Here is an 18680-nt window from a genome sequence, read left to right as displayed (position 1 = left end):
ACGACGCTCGGCCAATCCGTCAATGAGCGCGGCGGTTCAAATTGCCGAGGGTTTAGCTTGTCGCGCACGCAGGACGGAGGTGAGCGGGCCTTGGCCAGGGAGCCTGAGGCGTGGAGCGCGCCTTTTCTGAAAGTGTTTCGCTTCGGGCCTATGAGCGCATGAGCGAATTACGCTGTATCCGCCATGGGTAGAAGCATTCTATAATCAGCAATTTGGTTGAAGCGGGAATAGACGATGGTTTTATTCATCCGACTGCTTAAAAACGAGATGCCTGCATTACGCGGCGATCGACTATGTATTTGGTCCCGGAATGGAGTGACGGAATTGATTTTGAAGATGTCCAGCCAGGCGTGAGCGATCGCACGAATAAACCGGCAGACTTTTTGCTCTGTAAATGGCCGCCCTGTCGGCAAGCGCAAATTTACGGACGAGAATGGACCTCGCCACGGAAGTCACTCCCAGCGAAGCTGGTACGATCCTAACAGTCGATCTCGCCGCGATCGTGGCCAATTGGCAGACCTTGCGGGTCGTCTGCGGCGACGCCGAATGCGCCGCCGTCGTCAAGGCCGACGCCTACGGCCTGGGGTTGGGTCCCGTCGTCAAGGCGCTTTATGAGGCTGGCTGCAAAACATTTTTCGTCGCGCATGCTTTCGAGGGCCGCGCCGCCCGCGCGATCGCGCCCGACGCCGCAATCTTCGTGTTGAACGGAATGCGGCCTAACACCGCGCCGCTCTATGCCGACTTCAATCTGGCGCCGGTGCTTTGCTCGGTGCCGGAGATCGAGGATTGGGGGCAATATTGCGCCGTGACGGGGCGGCGCACGCCGGAAGGCGGATTGCTTCCCGCCGCCTTTCGCCTCGAAACCGGCCTCAATCAACTTGGCCTCAAGCCTTACGATCTCGAGCATGGTATCCATCTTTCGCATCTCTTCGATGTGACGCTCGTCATGACGCAACTCGCCCGCGCCGAGCATGGGGAGGCGATCGCTAAGCAGATCGAAAAGTTCGAAATCATGCGGATGAGATTGCCGAAAGCGCGCGCTTCGATCGCCAATTCAGGAGCGATCTTCCTCGAAGCCAATCCGCTCTACGATGTCGTGCGGCCAGGCTATGCGCTCTATGGCGGCAATCCGACGCCCGGACGCCCCAATCCCATGAAGCCCGTCGTCCGGCTCGAATCGCAAGTGATCCAAGTGCGCATTCTGGAGCCTGGCGAGCGTGTCGGCGAAGATCAGGGATGGGCCGCGCGGGGGCCAAGGCGCATATCAACCATCAGCGCGGGAACCGCCGACGGCATCCCGCAAAGCCTCACCAAAACCAAAAATGGCGCGGGTGGCGCAGCGATCGTGCAAGGCAAGCGCTGCCCCTACATAGGCGGGGTCGGCATGGATCTCGTCGCGGTCGACACCAGCGATTCCGGCTATATAGAGCGCGGCGACATCGTCGAATTGATTGGCCCCTCGATCACGATCGATGATTTCGCGGCGGCGGCCGGGGTCAGCGGCTACGAGATTTTGACGCGGCTCGGCCAAAGATGTCATCGCCGCTATCAGAAGCTGTGAACGCCCGCGCGCCTCTATGATATAGGACCGCAACCGCGTTTGTTGAGGATACGAGCATGGAAATCAAGGAGGGGCCCTGCCTCGCGGCCATGTCCTGCGGCAAGCCGGTCTACCTTGTCGTGCTGCTCGATGAGCCGGGCGCGACGGACGCCAAACTCATCGACATCGCGATCAATTGGCAGCCGACGTTGCTCAAGGCCGATTTTCTGCTGGCCGAGGCGCCGTTGCCTGGAAAAGAGCCGAATAGCCGGAAATGGTTCGAAACCGAAGGCAAAAGCACGAACGAAATCCAGGCCGGGATCAAGGAAGCCGCCGCGGTCTTTAACGCATTTCTGGATGAGATGCTGGCCAAGCGCCGTCTCGACGACAGTCATCTGGCCTTGGTCGGTTTCTCGCAAGGCGCGGATATCGCGCTCCATGTCGGCCTGCGCCGCCCCAAAACCATGGGCGGCGTCGTCGCCTTCTCAGGCACATATAGCGCCGGCGAAGCGGCGAGCGCGGAGATAGCGGCCAAGCCGCAAATCCTGCTCATTCATGGCGACGCCGATCCCGTCGCATCGATCGACGCCATGATCAAAACGAAAGAGGCTTTGAAGGCTGTGGACGTGCCGGTCAAAAGCATGTCCCGCAAAGGCGTCGGGCATCTGATCGATGATGACGGGGTGATGGGCTGCGAGTCATTTCTGGCCAAGGCGCTGATCAAGCCGAAGGTCAAAAAAGAAGGTCACGACCATGACCACGAGTAGCGCGATGATCATGCGCCATAAGTCGAATTCAATCCTCTCCCCCGGCGCCGGCCTGTAGCGTTGAAAGCGCTCTGACATTTTGTAAATCAAAGATTTCCGCCCATTCTGACATAACAAATGATGTTACAAGAAAAGGTGCGGACATGGCCGGCGAAATTCGCCGTTCGGTTGACCGGAACCGAAATTATTTTCGCATGACGGAGCCGAATTGCGGCGTTATGACTTCCCCCCTTCATGAATATTTGAGCCATAGTCAGGCCATGCAGCCTGGCGTCTCAATTATGCTTCGGCGAAAAAGCTGAGGTCGCCTCAAAGCGGGCGTCGCGACGTCTTCGCAGGCTCGAACGGAGAAACAGACATGGTCAATTCTCATGGCCGTTTCGTCTGGTACGAGCTGATGGCGACAGATGTAGAAGCAGCCAAGGCGTTTTACGCCGATGTCGTCGGCTGGGGGGCGCAGGACGCCTCGATGCCCGGCTTCGCCTATAGCGTGTTTTCCATCGGAGACGCCCCCGTCGCCGGTCTGATGAACCTGCCGGAGGATGCGCGGCGAGCGGGCGTAACGCCGCATTGGATGGGATATGTCGGGGTCGATGACGTGGACGCCGCGGTCGCGCGGATCCAGCGGCTTGGCGGAGCGGTTTATGTCCCGCCGACCGATGTTCCCAATGTCAGCCGCTTTTCGGTCGTCGCCGACCCGCAAATGGCGACGCTTGCCTTGGTCAAGGGGCTAAAGCCCGGCCTGGCGCAGGCCGCCGAGCTCAACGCATCAGGGCGCGTGGGCTGGCATGAGCTGCTCGCCGCCGACTGGGAGAAGGCGTTCGCTTTCTACGGCGAACTATTTGGCTGGGAAAAAGCGGAGGCCCATGCTGGCGCGATGGGCGCGTATCAGCAGTTCTCGGCGGCAGGGGAGACGATCGGCGGCATATTCACCAAGCCTCCGACACTGCCGCTTCCTTTCTGGCTTTACTATTTCAACGTCGGCGACATTGAGGCGGCGGCGAAGCGCGTGGAGGCCGGCGGCGGCGAAATCCACTATGGCCCGATGGTCGTGCCTGGCGGAGCATGGATCGTCCATTGCACTGATCCCCAGGGCGCCATATTCGGCCTGCTGGATCGGCGGCGCAGGCCGATCGGATATTTTATCCCCCGCGATCCCTCCGACGCGCCGGGCCGCTAATGGTCTTGGTAAAGCCTGGAACCGCAAATTGATTGCTATTGATCCGCCGCCTTTGGCCGCGCGATCGCCGTTTGGGCGGCCGTCAACCCCGCCGAGGGCCGCGCGATCGTCAGTCGGGAGCTTCCGATTTCGCGCCGCGGCCGATCGCAAATTGACCGACCGGGCCTTCCACGTGGAATTCGATCCCTGTCATTTTTGCGAACCGATCGATATTCGCGATTCCGATCGCGCATCCGCCGAGCCCCATGTCGGTCGCCATCAGATAGAGCGTCTGAGTCAAGACGCCGACGTCCTTCAGAATGAGCGAATAGGCGATCGAGCTATACTTCCATGAAATCCGGCCAAAGCGCGCGGCGATCGTGATCAGAATCTGGGGAGCAGCGGGGGCGCCCATTGCATATGCGGCTCCCGCCAGCAGCGCTTCGAGATCATCGGCCGAAACGCCGATCTGCGCCAATGCGTGAGCGTTGGCGTCGTAATGATAGAAGCCTCGCGCAAGGCCTTCGCACTTGTCGACCGCCAGATAAAGCTCGAGTTCGTAGGCCGCGCCTGCCGACGGATAGGGCCTCACGGTATGACCGCCCTCGTCGAGGTCGAACTTGGCGTTCGATGTCGACAGGACTCGCGCGGCGCCGTCGAGAAATCGCGAAAGCTCGGCGAGCGTGATCGGCCGCTGGTCGTCAAAGCTGCGCGTGGAATGACGTTCGCGCAGGAGCTTTGCGACCGGCGAGATCGCCTCTGGTGGAGCCACGGGGACCTTGCGCAGATCGATTTTTTTTCCTGGCCATTGGGGCCGCACCGCCGGCAGCGGAGAAATGAGTCCGGCATGCGGATAGACTCCGCCTAGCGGATTGGCGTGCCGGCCTTCGGTGCTGCGCGCGTGAAACAGAAGATCGTGAAAGTCCCAAAGAACGAGGTTGTCGTCGCCCTCAGCCCGGCGAAGGCCATTTTCGCCCGCGCCGTCGACCTTGAAAACGATCTGGCAATCCACCAGCAAAGCGAGAAACGCGACTCCCGGAAATCCGTCCAAAGCACGGAGCTGCTTGATTTTCTGCGGAGCGGAAAGAATGGCGATGGCGGTTGCGATCCTCGGATCGCATATTTTGATCAACGCGCCGGCGCGCGGCGATTCCAACACCATCTCGTCGCCGCGCCGGCGCATATAGGCGAACCGCGACAAGACGAGCGTCTCCGCATCGCGGAGCTGCGGCGTTTGCGGCCAATAATCCAGAGTCTGCGGTTCGATCACAGCCAGATCCGCGTCGTCGCGCGAGCGCCCGAGACGATACTCCAATAGACCGCGCGCGGCTAAACGCCGGACCAATAGATCGATTGCTTTGTTGATATTTCCGCCGCCGGACGCAAAGGAGGCGAGCGGCAGACCCATGCGCAAGGTCTTCGCGCGATCCGCCACGCCCGCGCTGAACGTTCCCAAGCCGACCGAATAGCCGTCGAAATAGGCGACGATTTCACCATTCGCATGCGCTTCGAGCGTGACGTGACGGCGGAGCCGGGCGGAAACCGTCGCCGGCGCGGCCCGTCGCACTCTCTCTGATCCGGGAGCGCGCAAGCCGGGATCGCCTCAGGTATGGGGATGTATCGGGTTGAGCTCGTTTTCCTTAATCGGCCGATCCCGCAGTCCGAGCTTCACCGGCACATCGTAAAGCCGACCAGGCGCAAAGCGGCGATAGAAATGCCGCAACTCCGGAACGATCACTCTCACGACCGGGACTTCTATGTCGGGACGCGTCTGATCGAGGACGAGGAAATCGAGGCCCGCTTGCCTTGCGAGCGAGACGCACGCCGCCACCTGCTCGCGCGTGTCGAGATGGCCGAACTTCGAGCGGAAGTCCGATTGGACCGGCGGATTTCCGCTCGGCGTCAAATAGGGATGGTCCTGCAGGCGTAATGGAGTGACGCCGTCAAGGCTCGACTTCTCCCCGGTTCCGCCGCCCATGAGGCCCAGGGAGAGAAATTGATTGAGCTCCGTCAGCGCCCGCAACAAGGCGATTCGCGCGTCGAAATGCGCGCCGGAGCCGAATTCGATATTCTCCCGCCCATCTTGCATCCAATGCGTCATCGCCACAAACGTCGGAATCCCGAGATCGCTGGTGACGTCGAGCACCCAAAGGCGTCGGCCGGTTTCGGCCAACTGCTTTCGCAGGTCGCGGACGTAGGAATCGTCAAACTGGCCGAGGTCCAATTCGGGGCGCTGCAATCGACCGTACCACCAGATCGCGTATGCGTCCCTCTCGACCAGCTCGAGAAACCCCTGGACGATCGCCTCCTCGAACGTGTTGCCGGCCGCGCAGCCGTTGGAATCCGCGGCGAAAGCGGCGGGGCCCCTGTAGAAAAAATACAATAGGCTGGTCGGAAGATATTTGAAGCATCCGTCGCGTAACGACCAGACCGGCGACCAGTCGATCCGCGCTGATTGATCGAAAAGCGCCGGGGTCGCCTCCGATCCATCCGAGCCCGGCGTCGGCTCGCGGCCTTGCTGCAATTGCGCGTCGCTGAAGAGAAGGACCTTGTTCGGAGGAATAGCCTCGCCCGGCGCGAAATCGGCGAACCGTCGCTTCACCCTGATCTCATCACCCTGAAAAATTCCGGAATAGCGTTCGATCGCCTCCATGAGCGCGCTGGCTTCGCCCTGTTCGGCGGTGCTGCCCTTGCCGAAGCTGCCGGCGCTCAGCCCCGCCCTGAGTTCATGGACCGACTCGGACGGCCCTGAAAAATTATGCGCGGCATGGTAGTTGGTGTTCAAAGGCAAATCGGCTTGGATCCGCTCGAGACGCGAGACTACGCCGGTGAGCGGGCTCACGTGCTTGCGGAAACGCGCGACCGTCGCCGCCGACGAACGGCTGCGATATCCGCCGCTCGTCATGACGACCTTGCCGCCGGCCCCGAGCTCGACGGCGACGGGCGCCCGGCGCGGATCGCGCAACTTCTTGCGGCCGCAGACCGGACACTGCGGACGGGCCGCTACATAATGCTTTACGATCGTCGAGCCCAACAGGTCGAGGCTGATGATGTGATCAGTCAACGCCGTGCGAAAATCGCTGGCGATCGCTTTCGCGATCTCGACGGCCGCAAGCTGGATGGCGCTCCCTCCAAGCGCGCTCCGGGCCAGAGGCGAAACAGCGACGCAACGGGCCTGTCTGCGGTCGAGAAGCGCCTTGACCTCCCGGTTCCTTTTCATCCGCTCGGCAAGACACGCCCAGCAAGGGCCCTTCCCCGGTCTGAACACGGGGCCGACCAGGGGAAAAATGCCGGAGGGCTGGACGAGCGTCCAGGGCGCGCCGTCCAACAAATGCTGCTGGTTCCATTCGGCCAATCGCGCTTCAAGATAATCGTTCACCAAGGCGATCGTCAGATCGGGCGAGCGCTTGACCACTCGCACTCCCAGCGCGCTCAAGGCCGCGCCGAGCTCCGCCGCGCCCTCCACGTCGATCGATTGAATGCGCACGCGACATTTCTGGAGATTTCTCTCCGCTGTCTCCGGCAATAGACCGAGGCTCGCCCAATAGGCGGCTACAGGGCCATTCGAAGAGCGCGAGGCTGAAAGGACGTATCGGCGCTCGAAAAGTCGCTTCAGGGCTTCTTGAATCTTGTCAGGCGGAAAATCCGGCTCGAGCTCGCGAACAAGCTCCCGAATGCTCTTTCCGCCCTCCCCGATCGCGGCGGCGAGCGCGCAATAGAGTTCGCCGTGAAGCAGGAACTTCCGATCCTCGGAATAGAGGCATACGACATCGGGCGGCAGAACATAGACGGTGAAATTCGGGGCGAACTGCGGAACGTCTTTGCCATTAAGCTGTGTAAAGCTGCTTCCCTGATCGCCTGTCATGAGGTTGGCACGCGCGCCTTCGTCGCAACTTGGGACGCCAGCACGAGCGTCTTCTGCGGTCGCCAGGCGTCCATCATCAAGCCCCCCGCGCCGGCGTTTTCGACGCCAGTTTCTAAAAAAACCCCGCCCGCTCACTCAGTTGTGACGCGCACTTGACGCGCGCCACAAGAGCGCCGCAACAGGACTTATAGGTTCAATTTAATTTTGCGCGGCTCTGCCGAACCGCGCTTAATCAGCGTGTCGGAAGCCGACCCAGCCTAACACAAGGGCGAGCAACCACCCCACGACAGGCAACAACCGCCCAAGCCCCAGCCAACGCCGCAGCCGCCGCAGCCGCCCCAGCCACAACCTCTGCCACAGCCTCTGGCGCATCCCCTGCAGCCGCCGTGCGCGCAACCTCCACAGCCCCTGGCGCCGCCGCAGCCTCTACCGCCGCAGCCTCGTCCGCCGCATCCATGTCCGCAGCCGCAGCCGCCTCTTGCAACTTGTATGGGCGCCGCCTGCGGCGCTCCAAGGCCTTCCTTGTCGAAGAGATGGAAGGTCGCCAGGCTGACGTCGGAGATTTCCTCATCCCCGAAAGTTAGCTGAAAGGGCGCCGCATCCTGCGAGCGTCCATCAGGCGCCCATCCCCCTGCCGCCGCCAAGGACTCCGATGGTATATCGGCTATCGATCCGCCGGTTGACGCCGCCAAAGACATCCCGGCGATTCCCAGCACGGATACTGCTTTAGATGGACGCTTCCCATTTGAAGCGCGCTTCGCTTGCGACATAGCAGAGCTCCTCCTCCACTTTACCGTCGAACAAATGCGCGACGAGCCTGTAACGTTCCCTAACATTTTTCATGCGCCTTTAATAGCGCCAAAGCCGAAAAGGTTAGTTCCTAATTTACTGAATTTACATAAAGTAGCTAAACAAGCCTCCGCGAGATTGTCGCCCTATACGGCGCGACGCCGGGCGGCGCTCCGCGGCGCGAATCTGTGTTTAGGTCGACTGTCGGCCGCATCCCAAGTTCAACGCGCCGCTTCGGTCGATCGAAATTGATCAAGACGCCCTTCCTTGAGCGCGCAATCGACCAATGAAAAATAAGCCCGCGCCGTTGCTTTTGGAACGCGCGCGATGCAGGTGCGCTTGACCGTGTCGGACAAGGACGCCCATTTTGGCTCGATGTTAGAACGAGCTATCTTTTCGCGCGCGATACATTCTCCAGCCGCCTCCTTAGAGGCGAAGGCGGCTGTGCAATTGCGCGCGACGTCGAAGACCGGCGGGCCCTCCAGAGCGCGCGCGCCGGCGGCTATGGCGCCCGTCACGTCGCATGGCGTCACGCCGCCGCCGGCGGCAGGCGTCGCCAGCGCAAGGATGACCGCGGCTCCGAAAACATGCTTCATGGCTCGGTCTCTACTTTAAGTTTGGATGGCGGTTCCCTCGCCGCGCACCGAGCGATCGCCTCTTCACCGCCAAGCTCCCGCCGTTGAGCGCTAAACTCTAATCCGCGAGGCTTGTCCGTGGCTGGACACGAGCGGCGCAACAAGGCCGGCTCGCCATGCGCAAGCGCTTGCTTTGGAAATCGGAACGCGATCGGGTCGGCTCGCCTCGCGACGTCGACTTCGCCATGAAGCGCTGACGCCGACGATCAGGACCGAGTCGGGACCGCGTGTTCAGGATGCGACGCTTCAATCCGCACGGTCGCTCGCCCCACAGACTTATCCACAGGAACATTTGACCCACATTAATTTGTTTTGTATTTGTTCTACAAATATCCTACAAATGTTCAGAGCGAAATGAACTTTTTGCGTATCGGGAACGACAGAAATGGCGCAACTGGCGGACCATAGTCTCGGCAAGTCGACCCAGGGGCGTCGAAGCGCTTCGGCTAAGGCTCCTGGGCCGGCGTCGAAACGTCTCGGCGGCGTTTTGCCGGAAGAATCCGTACTGGGCGAATCCCTTGCCCGCTCAGTCCCGGCGGCGCGGCGCGGTCGCGGCGCCGTGTCGAACGCAAGCGGGCGTTTCGAGGCTGAGGCGCGTTTTCGCGAAGACGACGGCTGGGGCTCGGCCGAGGAGCTTGCGCCGCTGCCGACCCATGTGACGCAAGAACGCGCCAAGACAATCATCACCCGCAATGATTCGCCCGACATTTCCTTCGATCGCTCGATCAATCCCTATCGAGGCTGCGAACATGGCTGCATCTATTGTTTCGCGCGGCCGACGCATGCCTATCTGGGCCTTTCCCCCGGCCTCGATTTCGAAACCCGGCTTTTCGCCAAGACGAATGCGGCGGATTTGCTCGAGCGCGAATTGTCGGCGCCAGGCTACCGGCCCAAGACGATCGCGATTGGAACCAATACCGACCCCTATCAGCCGATCGAGCGTAGCGAGAAAATCATGCGGCGCGTGCTTGGCGTGCTCGCGCGGACGAATCATCCAGTCGGCATCGTCACCAAGTCGGCCTTGGTTCTGCGCGATCTCGATCTCCTCGCCCCGATGGCGCAAAAGGGCCTCGTGAAAGTGGCGCTGTCGGTGACGACGCTCGATCCGGAGCTCGCCCGCAAGATGGAGCCGAGGGCGAGCGCCCCGGAGCGCCGGCTCGAGGCGATCAGGCTCCTGACCGAGGCCGGCGTCCCAACGGCCGTCATGGTCGCGCCGATCATCCCGACCATCAATGACGCGGAAATCGAGGCCATTCTCACTCGCGCCCACGCTATGGGGGCGCGGGAGGCTGGTTACGTCATGCTGCGCCTGCCGCTCGAATTGCGCGATCTTTTCGCCGAATGGCTGCTCGCCCATTATCCCGGCAAGCTCAGGCATGTGCTCTCTCTGGTGCGCTCCATCCGCAGCGGCAAGCTCTATGATTCGACCTTTGGCAAGCGCATGACCGGGTCCGGCCCCTATGCTTGGATGATCGGGCGCAGATTCGAGGCGGCGATGGCGAAAATCGGGTTCGCCGCAAGCCGGACGCCATTGCGCTGCGACCTTTTCGTCCCGCCGGCGCGCCAGGGAGAGCAATTGCGGTTGCTTTAGCGCATGGTGAAGCGGATGGACCTCGGTTGGCGACTAGGCGACTCTTCGACGCAAGAACTTTAGGCGTTTGCTCAGCCATTCGCGCTAGGGGCGCTCCAGCCGCTTTTGTGAGCGAGCCTTTTCACGCCGATGGGGATCGCCTAAATCTGCGAGCATGACGCGCGTTCAAAAGCCCGGTTTACCTTCCTCTGAAGCGCCGAGCGGCGAATTCGCCGCGGCCGGCCCCGGCGATCAACCCGAAGCCGCGATCGAGGACGATGCCGAGATCTTCGCCGATTTGGAGCTGACGATCGAGGATGACTCGGCCCCAGCCTCCGTTCGGCGCGGCGCCGCGGTCATTCGCGGCTTTTGGCGGCACGCCCCGGTCGGGCCCGGCGTCTACCGCATGATCGCGGCCGACGGCGAGGTTCTTTATGTCGGCAAGGCGAAAAGCGTCCGCAAGCGGATCGCAAGCTATGTGCGGCCCTTCGGCCATACCAATCGCATCGCCAGAATGATCGCGCTGACCGCCTCGATGGTTTTCATCTCGACCGAGACCGAGACCGAGGCTTTGCTCCTCGAGACCAATTACATCAAGCAGATGAAGCCGCGCTTCAATGTATTGATGCGCGACGACAAATCCTTTCCTTACATCCTGCTGACCGGCGATCATGCGGCGCCGCAAATCACGAAGCATCGCGGCGCGCGAAATCGAAAAGGGGATTATTTCGGCCCTTTCGCAAGCGTCTGGGCCGTCAATCGCACCTTGAACGCCTTGCAGCGCGCCTTTCTGTTGCGCTCCTGCTCGGACAGCTATTATGACAATCGCACGCGGCCCTGCCTGCTTTATCAAATCAAGCGTTGCTCCGCGCCATGCACCGGCGAAATCGGCCCAGCCGACTATGCCGAGCTTGTGCGCGAGGCCCGCGATTTCCTGTCTGGCAAGAGCCGCTCCGTGCGCGATCTCCTCGCCCAAGAGATGGCCGCCGCCGCCGATCTGATGGAATTCGAAAGCGCGGCCCGCTTCCGCGATCGCATCGCCGCGCTCTCCGCCATCCAGGGCGCCCAAGGAATCAATCCAAGAACCGTCGAGGAGGCGGATGTCTTCGCCATCGTCGATGAGGCCGGCCAGTTCTGCATCGAGGTCTTTTTCTTCCGAACCTTCCAGAACTGGGGCAATCGCGCCTATTTTCCGCGCGCCGATAAAAGCCTGTCGCCCGGCGAGGTCCTCGATTCCTTCCTCGCCCAGTTCTACGCCGACAAGCCGCCGCCGCGGCTAATTCTGATTTCACATGGGATTGAGAATCGCGCGGTGCTCGAACAGGCTTTGTGCGAAAGATCCAGCCGCAAAGTTGAGATCGCCGCGCCGCAAAGGGGGGAGAAGAAGGAGCTCGTCGAGCATGCCGCGCAAAATGCGCGGGAGGCTCTGAGTCGCAAATTGTCCGAAACCGCGTCGCAGGAGAAGCTTCTCGCCGCGCTGGCGGAGGCGTTCGGCCTGTCCGGGAAGCTGCGGCGGATCGAGGTCTATGACAATTCCCATATCATGGGGACGAACGCCGTCGGCGCGATGATCGTCGCTGGCGCGGCCGGGTTCATGAAAGCGCATTATCGCACCTTCAATATCAAGGGCGACGAGCTTACGCCGGGCGACGACTACGGAATGATGCGCGAAGTGCTGCGGCGGCGCTTCTCGAGGCTCATGAAGGAGGAAGCCGCCTTGGCCGGTCCTGCACAGGAGACGGGAGCGGGCTTCGAGCGGGAGCCTGGCGTCGAGATTGCGCCCGAGGGCGAGGAAAGCGATAGCCGAGACGCTTTCCCGCACAAACCGGACCTGATCCTGATCGACGGCGGTCAGGGACAGTTCGATGCGGCGCAAGCCATTCTGGCCGAATTGGGCGTCACCGATGTCGCGGTCGCGGGGATTGCAAAAGGGATCGACCGCAACGCCGGACGCGAGACGTTTTTTGTCGCCGGCCGGGAGTCGTTCAAGCTGTCGCCGCGCGACCCGGCGCTTTATTTCGTGCAGCGGCTGCGCGACGAGGCGCATCGTTTCGCGATCGGAACGCATCGGGCGCGGCGAAAGAAGGAATTCACCAAAAGCCCGCTCGATGAAATCGCCGGGATCGGCCCCGCGCGCAAGCGCGCCTTGCTGCACGCTTTCGGCACCGCCAAGGCGATTTCGCGGGCGGCCCTGTCCGATCTCGGGAAAGTGCCGGGCGTCAATGCGGCGACGGCTCAGCTTGTCTATGATTTTTTTCACGAGCGTGGCAGATAGAAGGAAATCAATACGTTTTTGGCGCGCCCTGGTCGGTTCAGGCGGGCGGTGAGCCACGGCGCTATTGACGCGGCCCTAGAGAGAATGTTCCCTCCCCCCATGGCGATCACAACTGTTACGAGCGGTTCAAGCCAGGCCTGGAGCCTGCCCAACCTCCTGACCTACGGCCGGGTGGCGGCGGTGCCCGTCGTAGTCGGCTGCCTCTTTTGGTCGGACATCGGATGGGTGCGCTGGGTCGCGCTCGGCATTTTCATCGCCGCCGGAATTACGGATTTTCTCGACGGCTATCTCGCCCGCGCTCTGTCGCAGCAATCCACCCTCGGCCAGATGCTCGACCCGATCGCGGACAAGCTCCTTGTCGCAGCCGTGCTTATGATGCTTGTCGCGGACCATACCATCGAGAGCTATTCACTCTCGGCCGCGATCATTATCTTATGCCGGGAAATCCTTGTTTCGGGCTTGAGGGAATTCTTGGCGGAGCTCAAAGTCTCGATCCCGGTGAGCCGGATCGCCAAATGGAAGACGACGCTGCAGCTCGTGGCCTTGGGATTTCTGATCGCCGGCCCGGCCGGCGACGAGCTGCTGCCGGGCGCCTTGAACATTGGCCTCGCCCTCTTCTGGGTCTCGGCGCTGCTCACGCTCTATACAGGGTGGGACTATCTGAAAGCCGGATTGAAACATATGGGCGCCGAGTGACGCCTTTATCGCCGAGGCCATCCGGCCCGGCGCATGAGCAGGAAATCATGAAAGCTCTCTATTTCGCCTGGGTGCGCGAACGCATCGGCAAGACCGAAGAGGAAATTTCGCCGCCGGAGCGCATTTTGACGGTCGGCGAGCTCATGGCCTGGCTCCACGACAGGGGCGAGGGCTATGCCGCCGCTTTCGAAAACATGAAGACGATCAGGGCCGCGGTCGATCGCACCCATGTCAAACATGACGCGACCATCGCGAATGCGCGGGAAATTGCTTTTTTCCCTCCCATGACAGGGGGATGACAGCTTGAGCGCCCTTGCGATCGTGCGCGTTCAGAAAGAGACTTTCAGCGCGGCAGAGGAATCCGCAAAGCTTGCGCGAGAGGGCGCCGACATCGGCGCGGTCGTGACCTTCACCGGCCTCTGCCGCGACGAAGGAGGCGCGCTGGCGGCGCTCGAAATCGAACATTACCCGGGCATGGCGGAGGAAGAAATCAACCGGGTCGTCGCGGAGGCTTTGACGCGCTGGCCGCTTGAGGGCGTTCTCGTCATCCATCGATATGGATTGATCAAGCCCGGCGAGCCCATCGTCCTCGTCATCGCGGCGAGCGCGCATCGCGGCGAAGCTTTCGCCGCCGCCTCCTTCCTGATGGATTTCTTGAAGACGCAGGCGCCGTTTTGGAAAAAGCAGCACTTGGTGGCCGCCGATGACGCCTCGGCCGATTGGGTCAGCGCGAAGGAGCAAGATGACGCGGCGGCGGAAAAATGGCGGCGCTGAGCCCTTTGCCTTTTCGCTATATAGTTCTTATACATGTTATCGACAGAGAGGCGCCGACGACGACAATATTCGCGGCCTCTGACAGATTCATCAGCTTTAGCGCGTAAAGACCGCCTAGAGCGCGTTCCGATTGGATGGAATCATCCAATCGATAAGAACTCGCTACAGATCAATAAGTTGGAGCATGTTCTGATCGAAAAAGTCGATCAACTTTTTCGGAACATGCTCTAAGCGGAGCAGACGCCGCAGCGGCCCAAGTAGGAGTCCGAACGTCATGGAAGGAATTGCGACGGAATCGAAGCATGCCGTTCAGGAGGAAGCAATCGCAGCTTGCGTGCGGGAGTTCTACCGCAAGGCGCGTGAGGATTCCCTGCTCGGCCCGATTTTCAATGCGAAAGTCGACGATTGGGACGTCCATTTGCGGGTTGTCGCAAATTTCTGGTCGAGGGCTCTCCTCGGCACGGATCGCTACAGCGGCTCGCCTTTTGTCGTGCATATGAATTTGCCGGTCGAGCTCGAACATTTCAGCCGCTGGCTTGCTCTGTTCGAGGAAACCGCAAGGGAGACCTTGCCGCCGGAGCTTGCCGGCAAGGCGCTCGCCAAGGCCAATCACATGGCCGAGAGTTTCAAGGCGGGGATCTTCCCCTTTGTCGGTTCGGACGGCAAGCCGGCGCGCCATCCGGGTTGAGATCAGAAAAGGTCGCAGTCGCCCCAAGCGTCCAGCGATCTTGCGTCGTCCTTGGAAAATCCAAGCCGCGAGGCCAAATCCGCCAGGGTGAGGACCTTGGCCGCCGCGCTCGGATCTATAAGCCACTGGCCCGACGCATCCGGCGCCAGAGCCGCCAGGAAAGCCGCGAGCCCCGACAGCTTCTGCCCAATGTGATCGATGCTCTGCGCGTGATGCAGCACATCCGCATCCCGACGCCCCGCCTCGAGAATCAGGGGACCGATAAGAGACTCGAGATGGTCGAGAAGACGGGCGAGATGCGCCAATTCGTCGCTAACGCGGCCAAGCACGTCGCTGATCGGCACATGCGGAGGGCGGGAAGGCTCGCCGCTTACGGTTTGCGCTTTCATAAGCTAAGGATCCGTCGCGAATCGAGAAATCGCTTCTGAAGATTGACGGCGCGAAATTGCGCCAGTGTTCTTTTCGCTGCGCCCAAGCCGCAAGCGAGCCTCCGCTTCGTCCAATTTTACGTTAGAAGAATTCAACGGCGCCGCTCGGCGATTTAGGCGCGGGACTCCTTTGCGGCGGCGGAACCTGGCTTGCGCTGAGGAAGACCTGACGCGCGCGGCCGGACACCGGCCAGAATTGAATGCGGCGGCCCTGGTCGCCGCGCAGACTGCCGCCGACGAGGCGAATCCCTTCATTCTGCAGGAATCGTTCAGCGAAGCCGGCGTTCAAACCGCCAATGTCGGCGAGGCCGTCCATTGTCCTCGCGCCGCCGAACAGTTTCGCCTCCAGGCGATCGCGCCGCGCGCCGCACCGCAGCAGGCCATTCACCAGAAGCTCCATCAGATGAACGCCATAGCGTTCCGCCTCTTTTCGCTGCGATCCGGCCTCTTGACCGGAAGGCGGAGAGTCTTGGCCGGGCAAAAGAAAATGGTTCATCCCGCCGACGCCGGCGACGGGATCGCGCAGGCAAGCCGCGACGCAGGAGCCGAGCAAAGTGGTCAACATCACGTTCGGATCATCGGCGACATGATATTCGCCCTGGATAATGTGAACCCGTTGCTCGCCCGCGGCGCCGAATGTTCTGGCCGCGCGCGCGGCTTCGCTCGTCGTCATTTCAAACGTCCGACGACGCCTTCGATCTGCGCCTTCAGCACGGGGATCGTAAAGGGCTTGGCGAGAACATTATTGGCGCCGTTTTGCTTGGCGCGCTCAATCAACTCCTTGTCTCCCCGGCCGGTCAGGAGAATGAAGGCGGATTTTTTCGTGGGCTCATAATTGCGAATGGCCCGCAGAAAGGCGATTCCGTCCATCTTCGGCATATTGAAATCCGAAATCACCAGATGGGCCGGCTTCGCCATCATGATCTTGAACGCCTGCTCGCCGTCGGCGGCCATCTCTATGTCCAAGACGCCGAGTTCCTGCAAGCCGCCGCGGATCAGCAGCCGGCTCGTGAGCTGGTCGTCAACGATCAATACGCGCAGGGCTGATGCGAATGGCATCGGTCTTCTCCTTCTCACTCTGAGCAGGTGATGCGCAGAATTTCTGCGGCGATTCTATTCAATGGAACTTGCTTCTGGGTTGCGCCGCGTTCGAACGCCGCCTTGGGCATCCCATAGATGAGGCAGGACGCTTCGTCCTGGCCGAGCGTCGGGGCGCCCGCCGTCCGCATTGCCAGCAGGCCCTCGGCGCCGTCGCGGCCCATTCCGGTGAGGATCACGCCAAGCGCATGGGCGCCGGCCGCCTTGGCGACCGATTGAAACAGCACGTCCACCGACGGCCGATGGCCATTGACCGGATCGCCCTTCGTCAGGCGGCATCGAAACGGCGCGGAAGGCGCGATCTCCAAATGAGCCGCTCCGCCAGGCGCAAGATAGATGTGCCCGGGCGTAAGCGGCGCGCCGTCGCTGGCCTCGCTGACGCTGGGCCGGCTGAGACGATCCAGACGTTCGGCGAAAGTCTTGGTGAAAGTCGCCGGCATATGTTGGGTTATGACCGTCGGCGGGCAATTCGGCGGGAGCTCGGACAAGACGGCGACAAGCGCCTCGACGCCGCCGGTCGACGCGCCGATCGCCACAATGCGTCCGTCCGGGCGATAGGCCCCGCCGACCGACAATGCCGCGGAGCCATGCGACGGCGCGGCTCGTTCGGACGTTGACAAAAGCCGAACGCGCGAGCCGGCGGCGGCTTTGACTTTCGCCGTGAGAAGCTCGGCGAAACTGTCCTGCTCTCCAGGCCCCGGCTTGGCGACGCAATCGAAGGCGCCCATTTCGAGCGCCGTGATCGCCGCCGACGCCCCGCGCGTGGTCTGGCTCGAGACCATGATCACCGGGGTCGGCCGCAGCCGCATGATCTTATCGAGGAACTCGAGGCCGTTCATTTTCGGCATCTCGACGTCGAGCGTGATCACATCCGGGTTCAGGGCCTTGATCGCGGCGCGGGCCTCATGCGGGTCCGCCGCCTCGCCAACAACCTCGACATTGCGGTCGCGCGCAAGCAGCATGCGAATGAGGCTTCGCACGGTTGTGGAATCGTCGACGACGAGAACGCGGACAGGCTTCATGCGCGTAGCTCCCGACGCAGCCGATAGGCGGTGACGCCTTCGTTCTCGAACAAAGCCGCCGCAGGACCCGTGACCCGTTCCGAATGGCCGATATAGAGTCGGCCGCCGGGCAAAAGCATTGGAGCGAAGCGGCTCCAAAGCTTCGCCTGCGTCTCTTCATCGAAATAGATCGCCACGTTGCGGCAGAAGATCGCCTGAAAAAGGCCTTTCATCGGCCAAGGCCCGATCAGATTGAGCTCGCGGAAAGCAACCAGTTCGCGTAGAGCCTCGCCGACGCAATAGGCTCTCGACGCATCGCCTCGGGCGCCGCCGCCCGTGGGCGCGAACCAGCGCGCGCGCATTGTCGCCGGGACGGCTTCGAGGACGGATTCGGCGTAAGTCCCCCGTTGTCCTTCATCCAGCATATTGGGATCGATGTCGGTTGCGAGCACCTTGACATCGAATCTGCCTGCGTCCGGCATCAGGGAGAGAACGGTGAGCGCAATCGAATAGGGCTCCTGGCCGCTGGAGCAGGCCGCCGACCAAAGCCGCACCCGCTCGCCATGGCGCGCGGCGTCGAGCAATGGCGGCAACACCTGCTTCGCAAGATGTTCGAAATGATGCGGCTCACGAAAAAACCGGGTCACGTTGGTGGTGAGCGCAGCCAGCATTTTCTGGCGTTCGTCCAACCCTTGGCTTCCCGCAATGAGGGCGCAATAGTCACGAAAACTCGCGAGACCCAGCGCGCGCAATCTCTTCGCGAGGCGCGAATAAACGAGAGCAGCCTTCGATTCCGGCAGATGAATGCCGGCGTCGGCGTAGAGCATGGACGCGATCTGGCGGAAGTCCGCGCGCGACAGAAGGAATTCGCCAGGCACGAGGCCGGGCTTCCTGTCCATCGCGGCGTCGGCGAATGGGGCGCTCGTCATGCCGCGTCCCGTTCCGGCGCCGGCAGAACATGATCGAGCGCGATCAAGCTGATCATGCGGCGCTCGATGGCGAGGACGCCGCGAACGAAAGTCTTCGCCATTTCCGAGGCGACGTCCGGCGTGGCCTGCACGAGATCGTCGGTCACCGTCAGAATGTCGGAGACCGCGTCAACCAGAAGCCCGACGACGCGATTGTCGATCTGGGCGACGATGATGACATGGCGCGCGGTCGGCTCGGCCGGCGCGAAGCCGAGCCTCGCAGCGAGATCGACGATCGGCAGCACCGCCCCGCGCAAATTGACAACGCCGCGCACGAAGCCCGGCGACTGCGGCAGCGCCGTCGCCGGCGTCCAGCCGCGGATCTCGCGCACCGACATGATGTCGACGCAAAATTCCTGCGCCCCGATGCGGAAGGCGATGAGCTCGCGGGCGCTCGCTAAATCTGTCCTGGTGATCTCGGTCATGG

The 18680-nt window shown here is 61.9% G+C and carries 18 protein-coding genes; 9 read left to right on the top strand and 9 right to left on the bottom strand.

Annotated features, from left to right (window positions below):
• The first annotated feature begins 433 nt into the window (after positions 1–433).
• From alr to RZS28_RS11785, 3 genes are all read left to right on the top strand, one after another.
• Positions 434–1561, top strand: a complete 1128-nt coding sequence (alr, locus tag RZS28_RS11795; protein WP_407337945.1) for an alanine racemase — start codon at positions 434–436, stop codon at positions 1559–1561.
• 56 nt (positions 1562–1617) lie between these two features.
• Complete coding sequence (locus RZS28_RS11790) at positions 1618–2307, top strand: alpha/beta hydrolase (RefSeq protein WP_407337944.1); 690 nt, start codon at positions 1618–1620, stop codon at positions 2305–2307.
• Between the two features lie 358 nt (positions 2308–2665).
• Entirely contained in the window at positions 2666–3487 is an 822-nt protein-coding gene (locus tag RZS28_RS11785) for a VOC family protein (RefSeq protein ID WP_407337943.1), read from the top strand.
• A 109-nt stretch (positions 3488–3596) separates the two neighbouring features.
• Here RZS28_RS11785 and RZS28_RS11780 read toward each other — a convergent pair whose 3' ends face one another.
• From RZS28_RS11780 to RZS28_RS11770, 3 genes are all read right to left on the bottom strand, one after another.
• Complete coding sequence (locus tag RZS28_RS11780) at positions 3597–5033, bottom strand: SagB family peptide dehydrogenase (RefSeq protein WP_407337942.1); 1437 nt, start codon at positions 5031–5033, stop codon at positions 3597–3599.
• Between the two features lie 36 nt (positions 5034–5069).
• Positions 5070–7331 carry a TOMM precursor leader peptide-binding protein gene (locus tag RZS28_RS11775; protein WP_407337941.1) on the bottom strand — a complete coding sequence of 754 codons (2262 nt, stop codon included), beginning with the start codon at positions 7329–7331 and terminating at the stop codon, positions 5070–5072.
• 1010 nt (positions 7332–8341) lie between these two features.
• On the bottom strand, positions 8342–8716 hold the full coding sequence (locus RZS28_RS11770) for a hypothetical protein (RefSeq protein WP_407337940.1): 375 nt from the start codon (positions 8714–8716) through the stop codon (positions 8342–8344).
• Between the two features lie 424 nt (positions 8717–9140).
• Here RZS28_RS11770 and RZS28_RS11765 point away from each other — a divergent pair, with 424 nt between their 5' ends.
• The 6 genes from RZS28_RS11765 (at position 9141) to RZS28_RS11740 (ending at position 14758) form a co-directional block, all read left to right on the top strand.
• Complete coding sequence (locus RZS28_RS11765; protein ID WP_407337938.1) at positions 9141–10346, top strand: PA0069 family radical SAM protein; 1206 nt, start codon at positions 9141–9143, stop codon at positions 10344–10346.
• A 154-nt stretch (positions 10347–10500) separates the two neighbouring features.
• A complete protein-coding gene (gene uvrC, locus RZS28_RS11760; RefSeq protein ID WP_407337937.1) occupies positions 10501–12600 on the top strand; it encodes an excinuclease ABC subunit UvrC in 2100 nt (699 codons plus the stop codon).
• Positions 12601–12684: 84 nt separating this feature from the next.
• Positions 12685–13296, top strand: coding sequence for a CDP-diacylglycerol--glycerol-3-phosphate 3-phosphatidyltransferase (pgsA, locus tag RZS28_RS11755; RefSeq protein WP_407337936.1), 612 nt, complete (start codon positions 12685–12687; stop codon positions 13294–13296).
• Positions 13297–13343: 47 nt separating this feature from the next.
• Entirely contained in the window at positions 13344–13595 is a 252-nt protein-coding gene (moaD, locus tag RZS28_RS11750) for a molybdopterin converting factor subunit 1 (protein WP_407337935.1), read from the top strand.
• 4 nt (positions 13596–13599) lie between these two features.
• Positions 13600–14070: a molybdenum cofactor biosynthesis protein MoaE gene (locus RZS28_RS11745; protein WP_407337934.1), complete on the top strand. Its 471-nt coding sequence runs from the start codon at positions 13600–13602 to the stop codon at positions 14068–14070.
• A gap of 274 nt (positions 14071–14344) precedes the next feature.
• On the top strand, positions 14345–14758 hold the full coding sequence (locus RZS28_RS11740; RefSeq protein WP_407337933.1) for a group III truncated hemoglobin: 414 nt from the start codon (positions 14345–14347) through the stop codon (positions 14756–14758).
• 2 nt (positions 14759–14760) lie between these two features.
• Here RZS28_RS11740 and RZS28_RS11735 read toward each other — a convergent pair whose 3' ends face one another.
• The 6 genes from RZS28_RS11735 to RZS28_RS11710 form a co-directional block, all read right to left on the bottom strand.
• Positions 14761–15147 carry a hypothetical protein gene (locus tag RZS28_RS11735; protein ID WP_407337932.1) on the bottom strand — a complete coding sequence of 129 codons (387 nt, stop codon included), beginning with the start codon at positions 15145–15147 and terminating at the stop codon, positions 14761–14763.
• A gap of 121 nt (positions 15148–15268) precedes the next feature.
• Positions 15269–15859: a chemotaxis protein CheD gene (locus tag RZS28_RS11730; protein WP_407337931.1), complete on the bottom strand. Its 591-nt coding sequence runs from the start codon at positions 15857–15859 to the stop codon at positions 15269–15271.
• Entirely contained in the window at positions 15856–16245 is a 390-nt protein-coding gene (locus RZS28_RS11725; RefSeq protein ID WP_407337930.1) for a response regulator, read from the bottom strand. Before RZS28_RS11725 ends, RZS28_RS11730 begins: the two co-directional genes overlap by 4 nt.
• Before the next feature lie 14 nt (positions 16246–16259).
• Positions 16260–17306: a chemotaxis response regulator protein-glutamate methylesterase gene (locus RZS28_RS11720; RefSeq protein WP_407337929.1), complete on the bottom strand. Its 1047-nt coding sequence runs from the start codon at positions 17304–17306 to the stop codon at positions 16260–16262.
• Positions 17303–18214 (bottom strand): protein-glutamate O-methyltransferase, encoded by a 912-nt coding sequence (locus RZS28_RS11715; protein WP_407337928.1) that lies wholly within the window; start codon positions 18212–18214, stop codon positions 17303–17305. The genes RZS28_RS11720 and RZS28_RS11715 overlap by 4 nt, the downstream gene beginning before the upstream one ends.
• Complete coding sequence (locus RZS28_RS11710; protein ID WP_407337927.1) at positions 18211–18678, bottom strand: chemotaxis protein CheW; 468 nt, start codon at positions 18676–18678, stop codon at positions 18211–18213. The genes RZS28_RS11715 and RZS28_RS11710 overlap by 4 nt, the downstream gene beginning before the upstream one ends.
• Positions 18679–18680 lie beyond the last annotated feature (2 nt).

This window comes from Methylocapsa polymorpha, from assembly GCF_045689225.1.
GTDB classification, from domain to species: Bacteria; Pseudomonadota; Alphaproteobacteria; order Rhizobiales; family Beijerinckiaceae; genus Methylocapsa; species Methylocapsa polymorpha.
The sequence above is the reverse complement of the archived record's forward strand: the minus strand, read 5'-3'. Positions and strand labels throughout refer to the sequence as shown.

Bases quoted from the DNA above. Each gene is read 5' to 3' on its own strand.
- RZS28_RS11720 (WP_407337929.1), bottom strand. From the start codon at position 17,306: ATGAAGCCTGTCCGCGTTCTCGTCGTCGACGATTCCACAACCGTGCGA.
- RZS28_RS11765 (WP_407337938.1), top strand. From the start codon at position 9,141: ATGGCGCAACTGGCGGACCATAGTCTCGGCAAGTCGACCCAGGGGCGT.
- uvrC (WP_407337937.1), top strand. From the start codon at position 10,501: ATGACGCGCGTTCAAAAGCCCGGTTTACCTTCCTCTGAAGCGCCGAGC.
- RZS28_RS11735 (WP_407337932.1), bottom strand. From the start codon at position 15,147: ATGAAAGCGCAAACCGTAAGCGGCGAGCCTTCCCGCCCTCCGCATGTG.
- RZS28_RS11785 (WP_407337943.1), top strand. From the start codon at position 2,666: ATGGTCAATTCTCATGGCCGTTTCGTCTGGTACGAGCTGATGGCGACA.
- RZS28_RS11770 (WP_407337940.1), bottom strand. From the start codon at position 8,716: ATGAAGCATGTTTTCGGAGCCGCGGTCATCCTTGCGCTGGCGACGCCT.
- RZS28_RS11715 (WP_407337928.1), bottom strand. From the start codon at position 18,214: ATGACGAGCGCCCCATTCGCCGACGCCGCGATGGACAGGAAGCCCGGC.
- moaD (WP_407337935.1), top strand. From the start codon at position 13,344: ATGAAAGCTCTCTATTTCGCCTGGGTGCGCGAACGCATCGGCAAGACC.
- pgsA (WP_407337936.1), top strand. From the start codon at position 12,685: ATGTTCCCTCCCCCCATGGCGATCACAACTGTTACGAGCGGTTCAAGC.
- RZS28_RS11710 (WP_407337927.1), bottom strand. From the start codon at position 18,678: ATGACCGAGATCACCAGGACAGATTTAGCGAGCGCCCGCGAGCTCATC.
- RZS28_RS11730 (WP_407337931.1), bottom strand. From the start codon at position 15,859: ATGACGACGAGCGAAGCCGCGCGCGCGGCCAGAACATTCGGCGCCGCG.
- RZS28_RS11775 (WP_407337941.1), bottom strand. From the start codon at position 7,331: ATGACAGGCGATCAGGGAAGCAGCTTTACACAGCTTAATGGCAAAGAC.
- RZS28_RS11740 (WP_407337933.1), top strand. From the start codon at position 14,345: ATGGAAGGAATTGCGACGGAATCGAAGCATGCCGTTCAGGAGGAAGCA.
- RZS28_RS11725 (WP_407337930.1), bottom strand. From the start codon at position 16,245: ATGCCATTCGCATCAGCCCTGCGCGTATTGATCGTTGACGACCAGCTC.
- alr (WP_407337945.1), top strand. From the start codon at position 434: ATGGACCTCGCCACGGAAGTCACTCCCAGCGAAGCTGGTACGATCCTA.
- RZS28_RS11790 (WP_407337944.1), top strand. From the start codon at position 1,618: ATGGAAATCAAGGAGGGGCCCTGCCTCGCGGCCATGTCCTGCGGCAAG.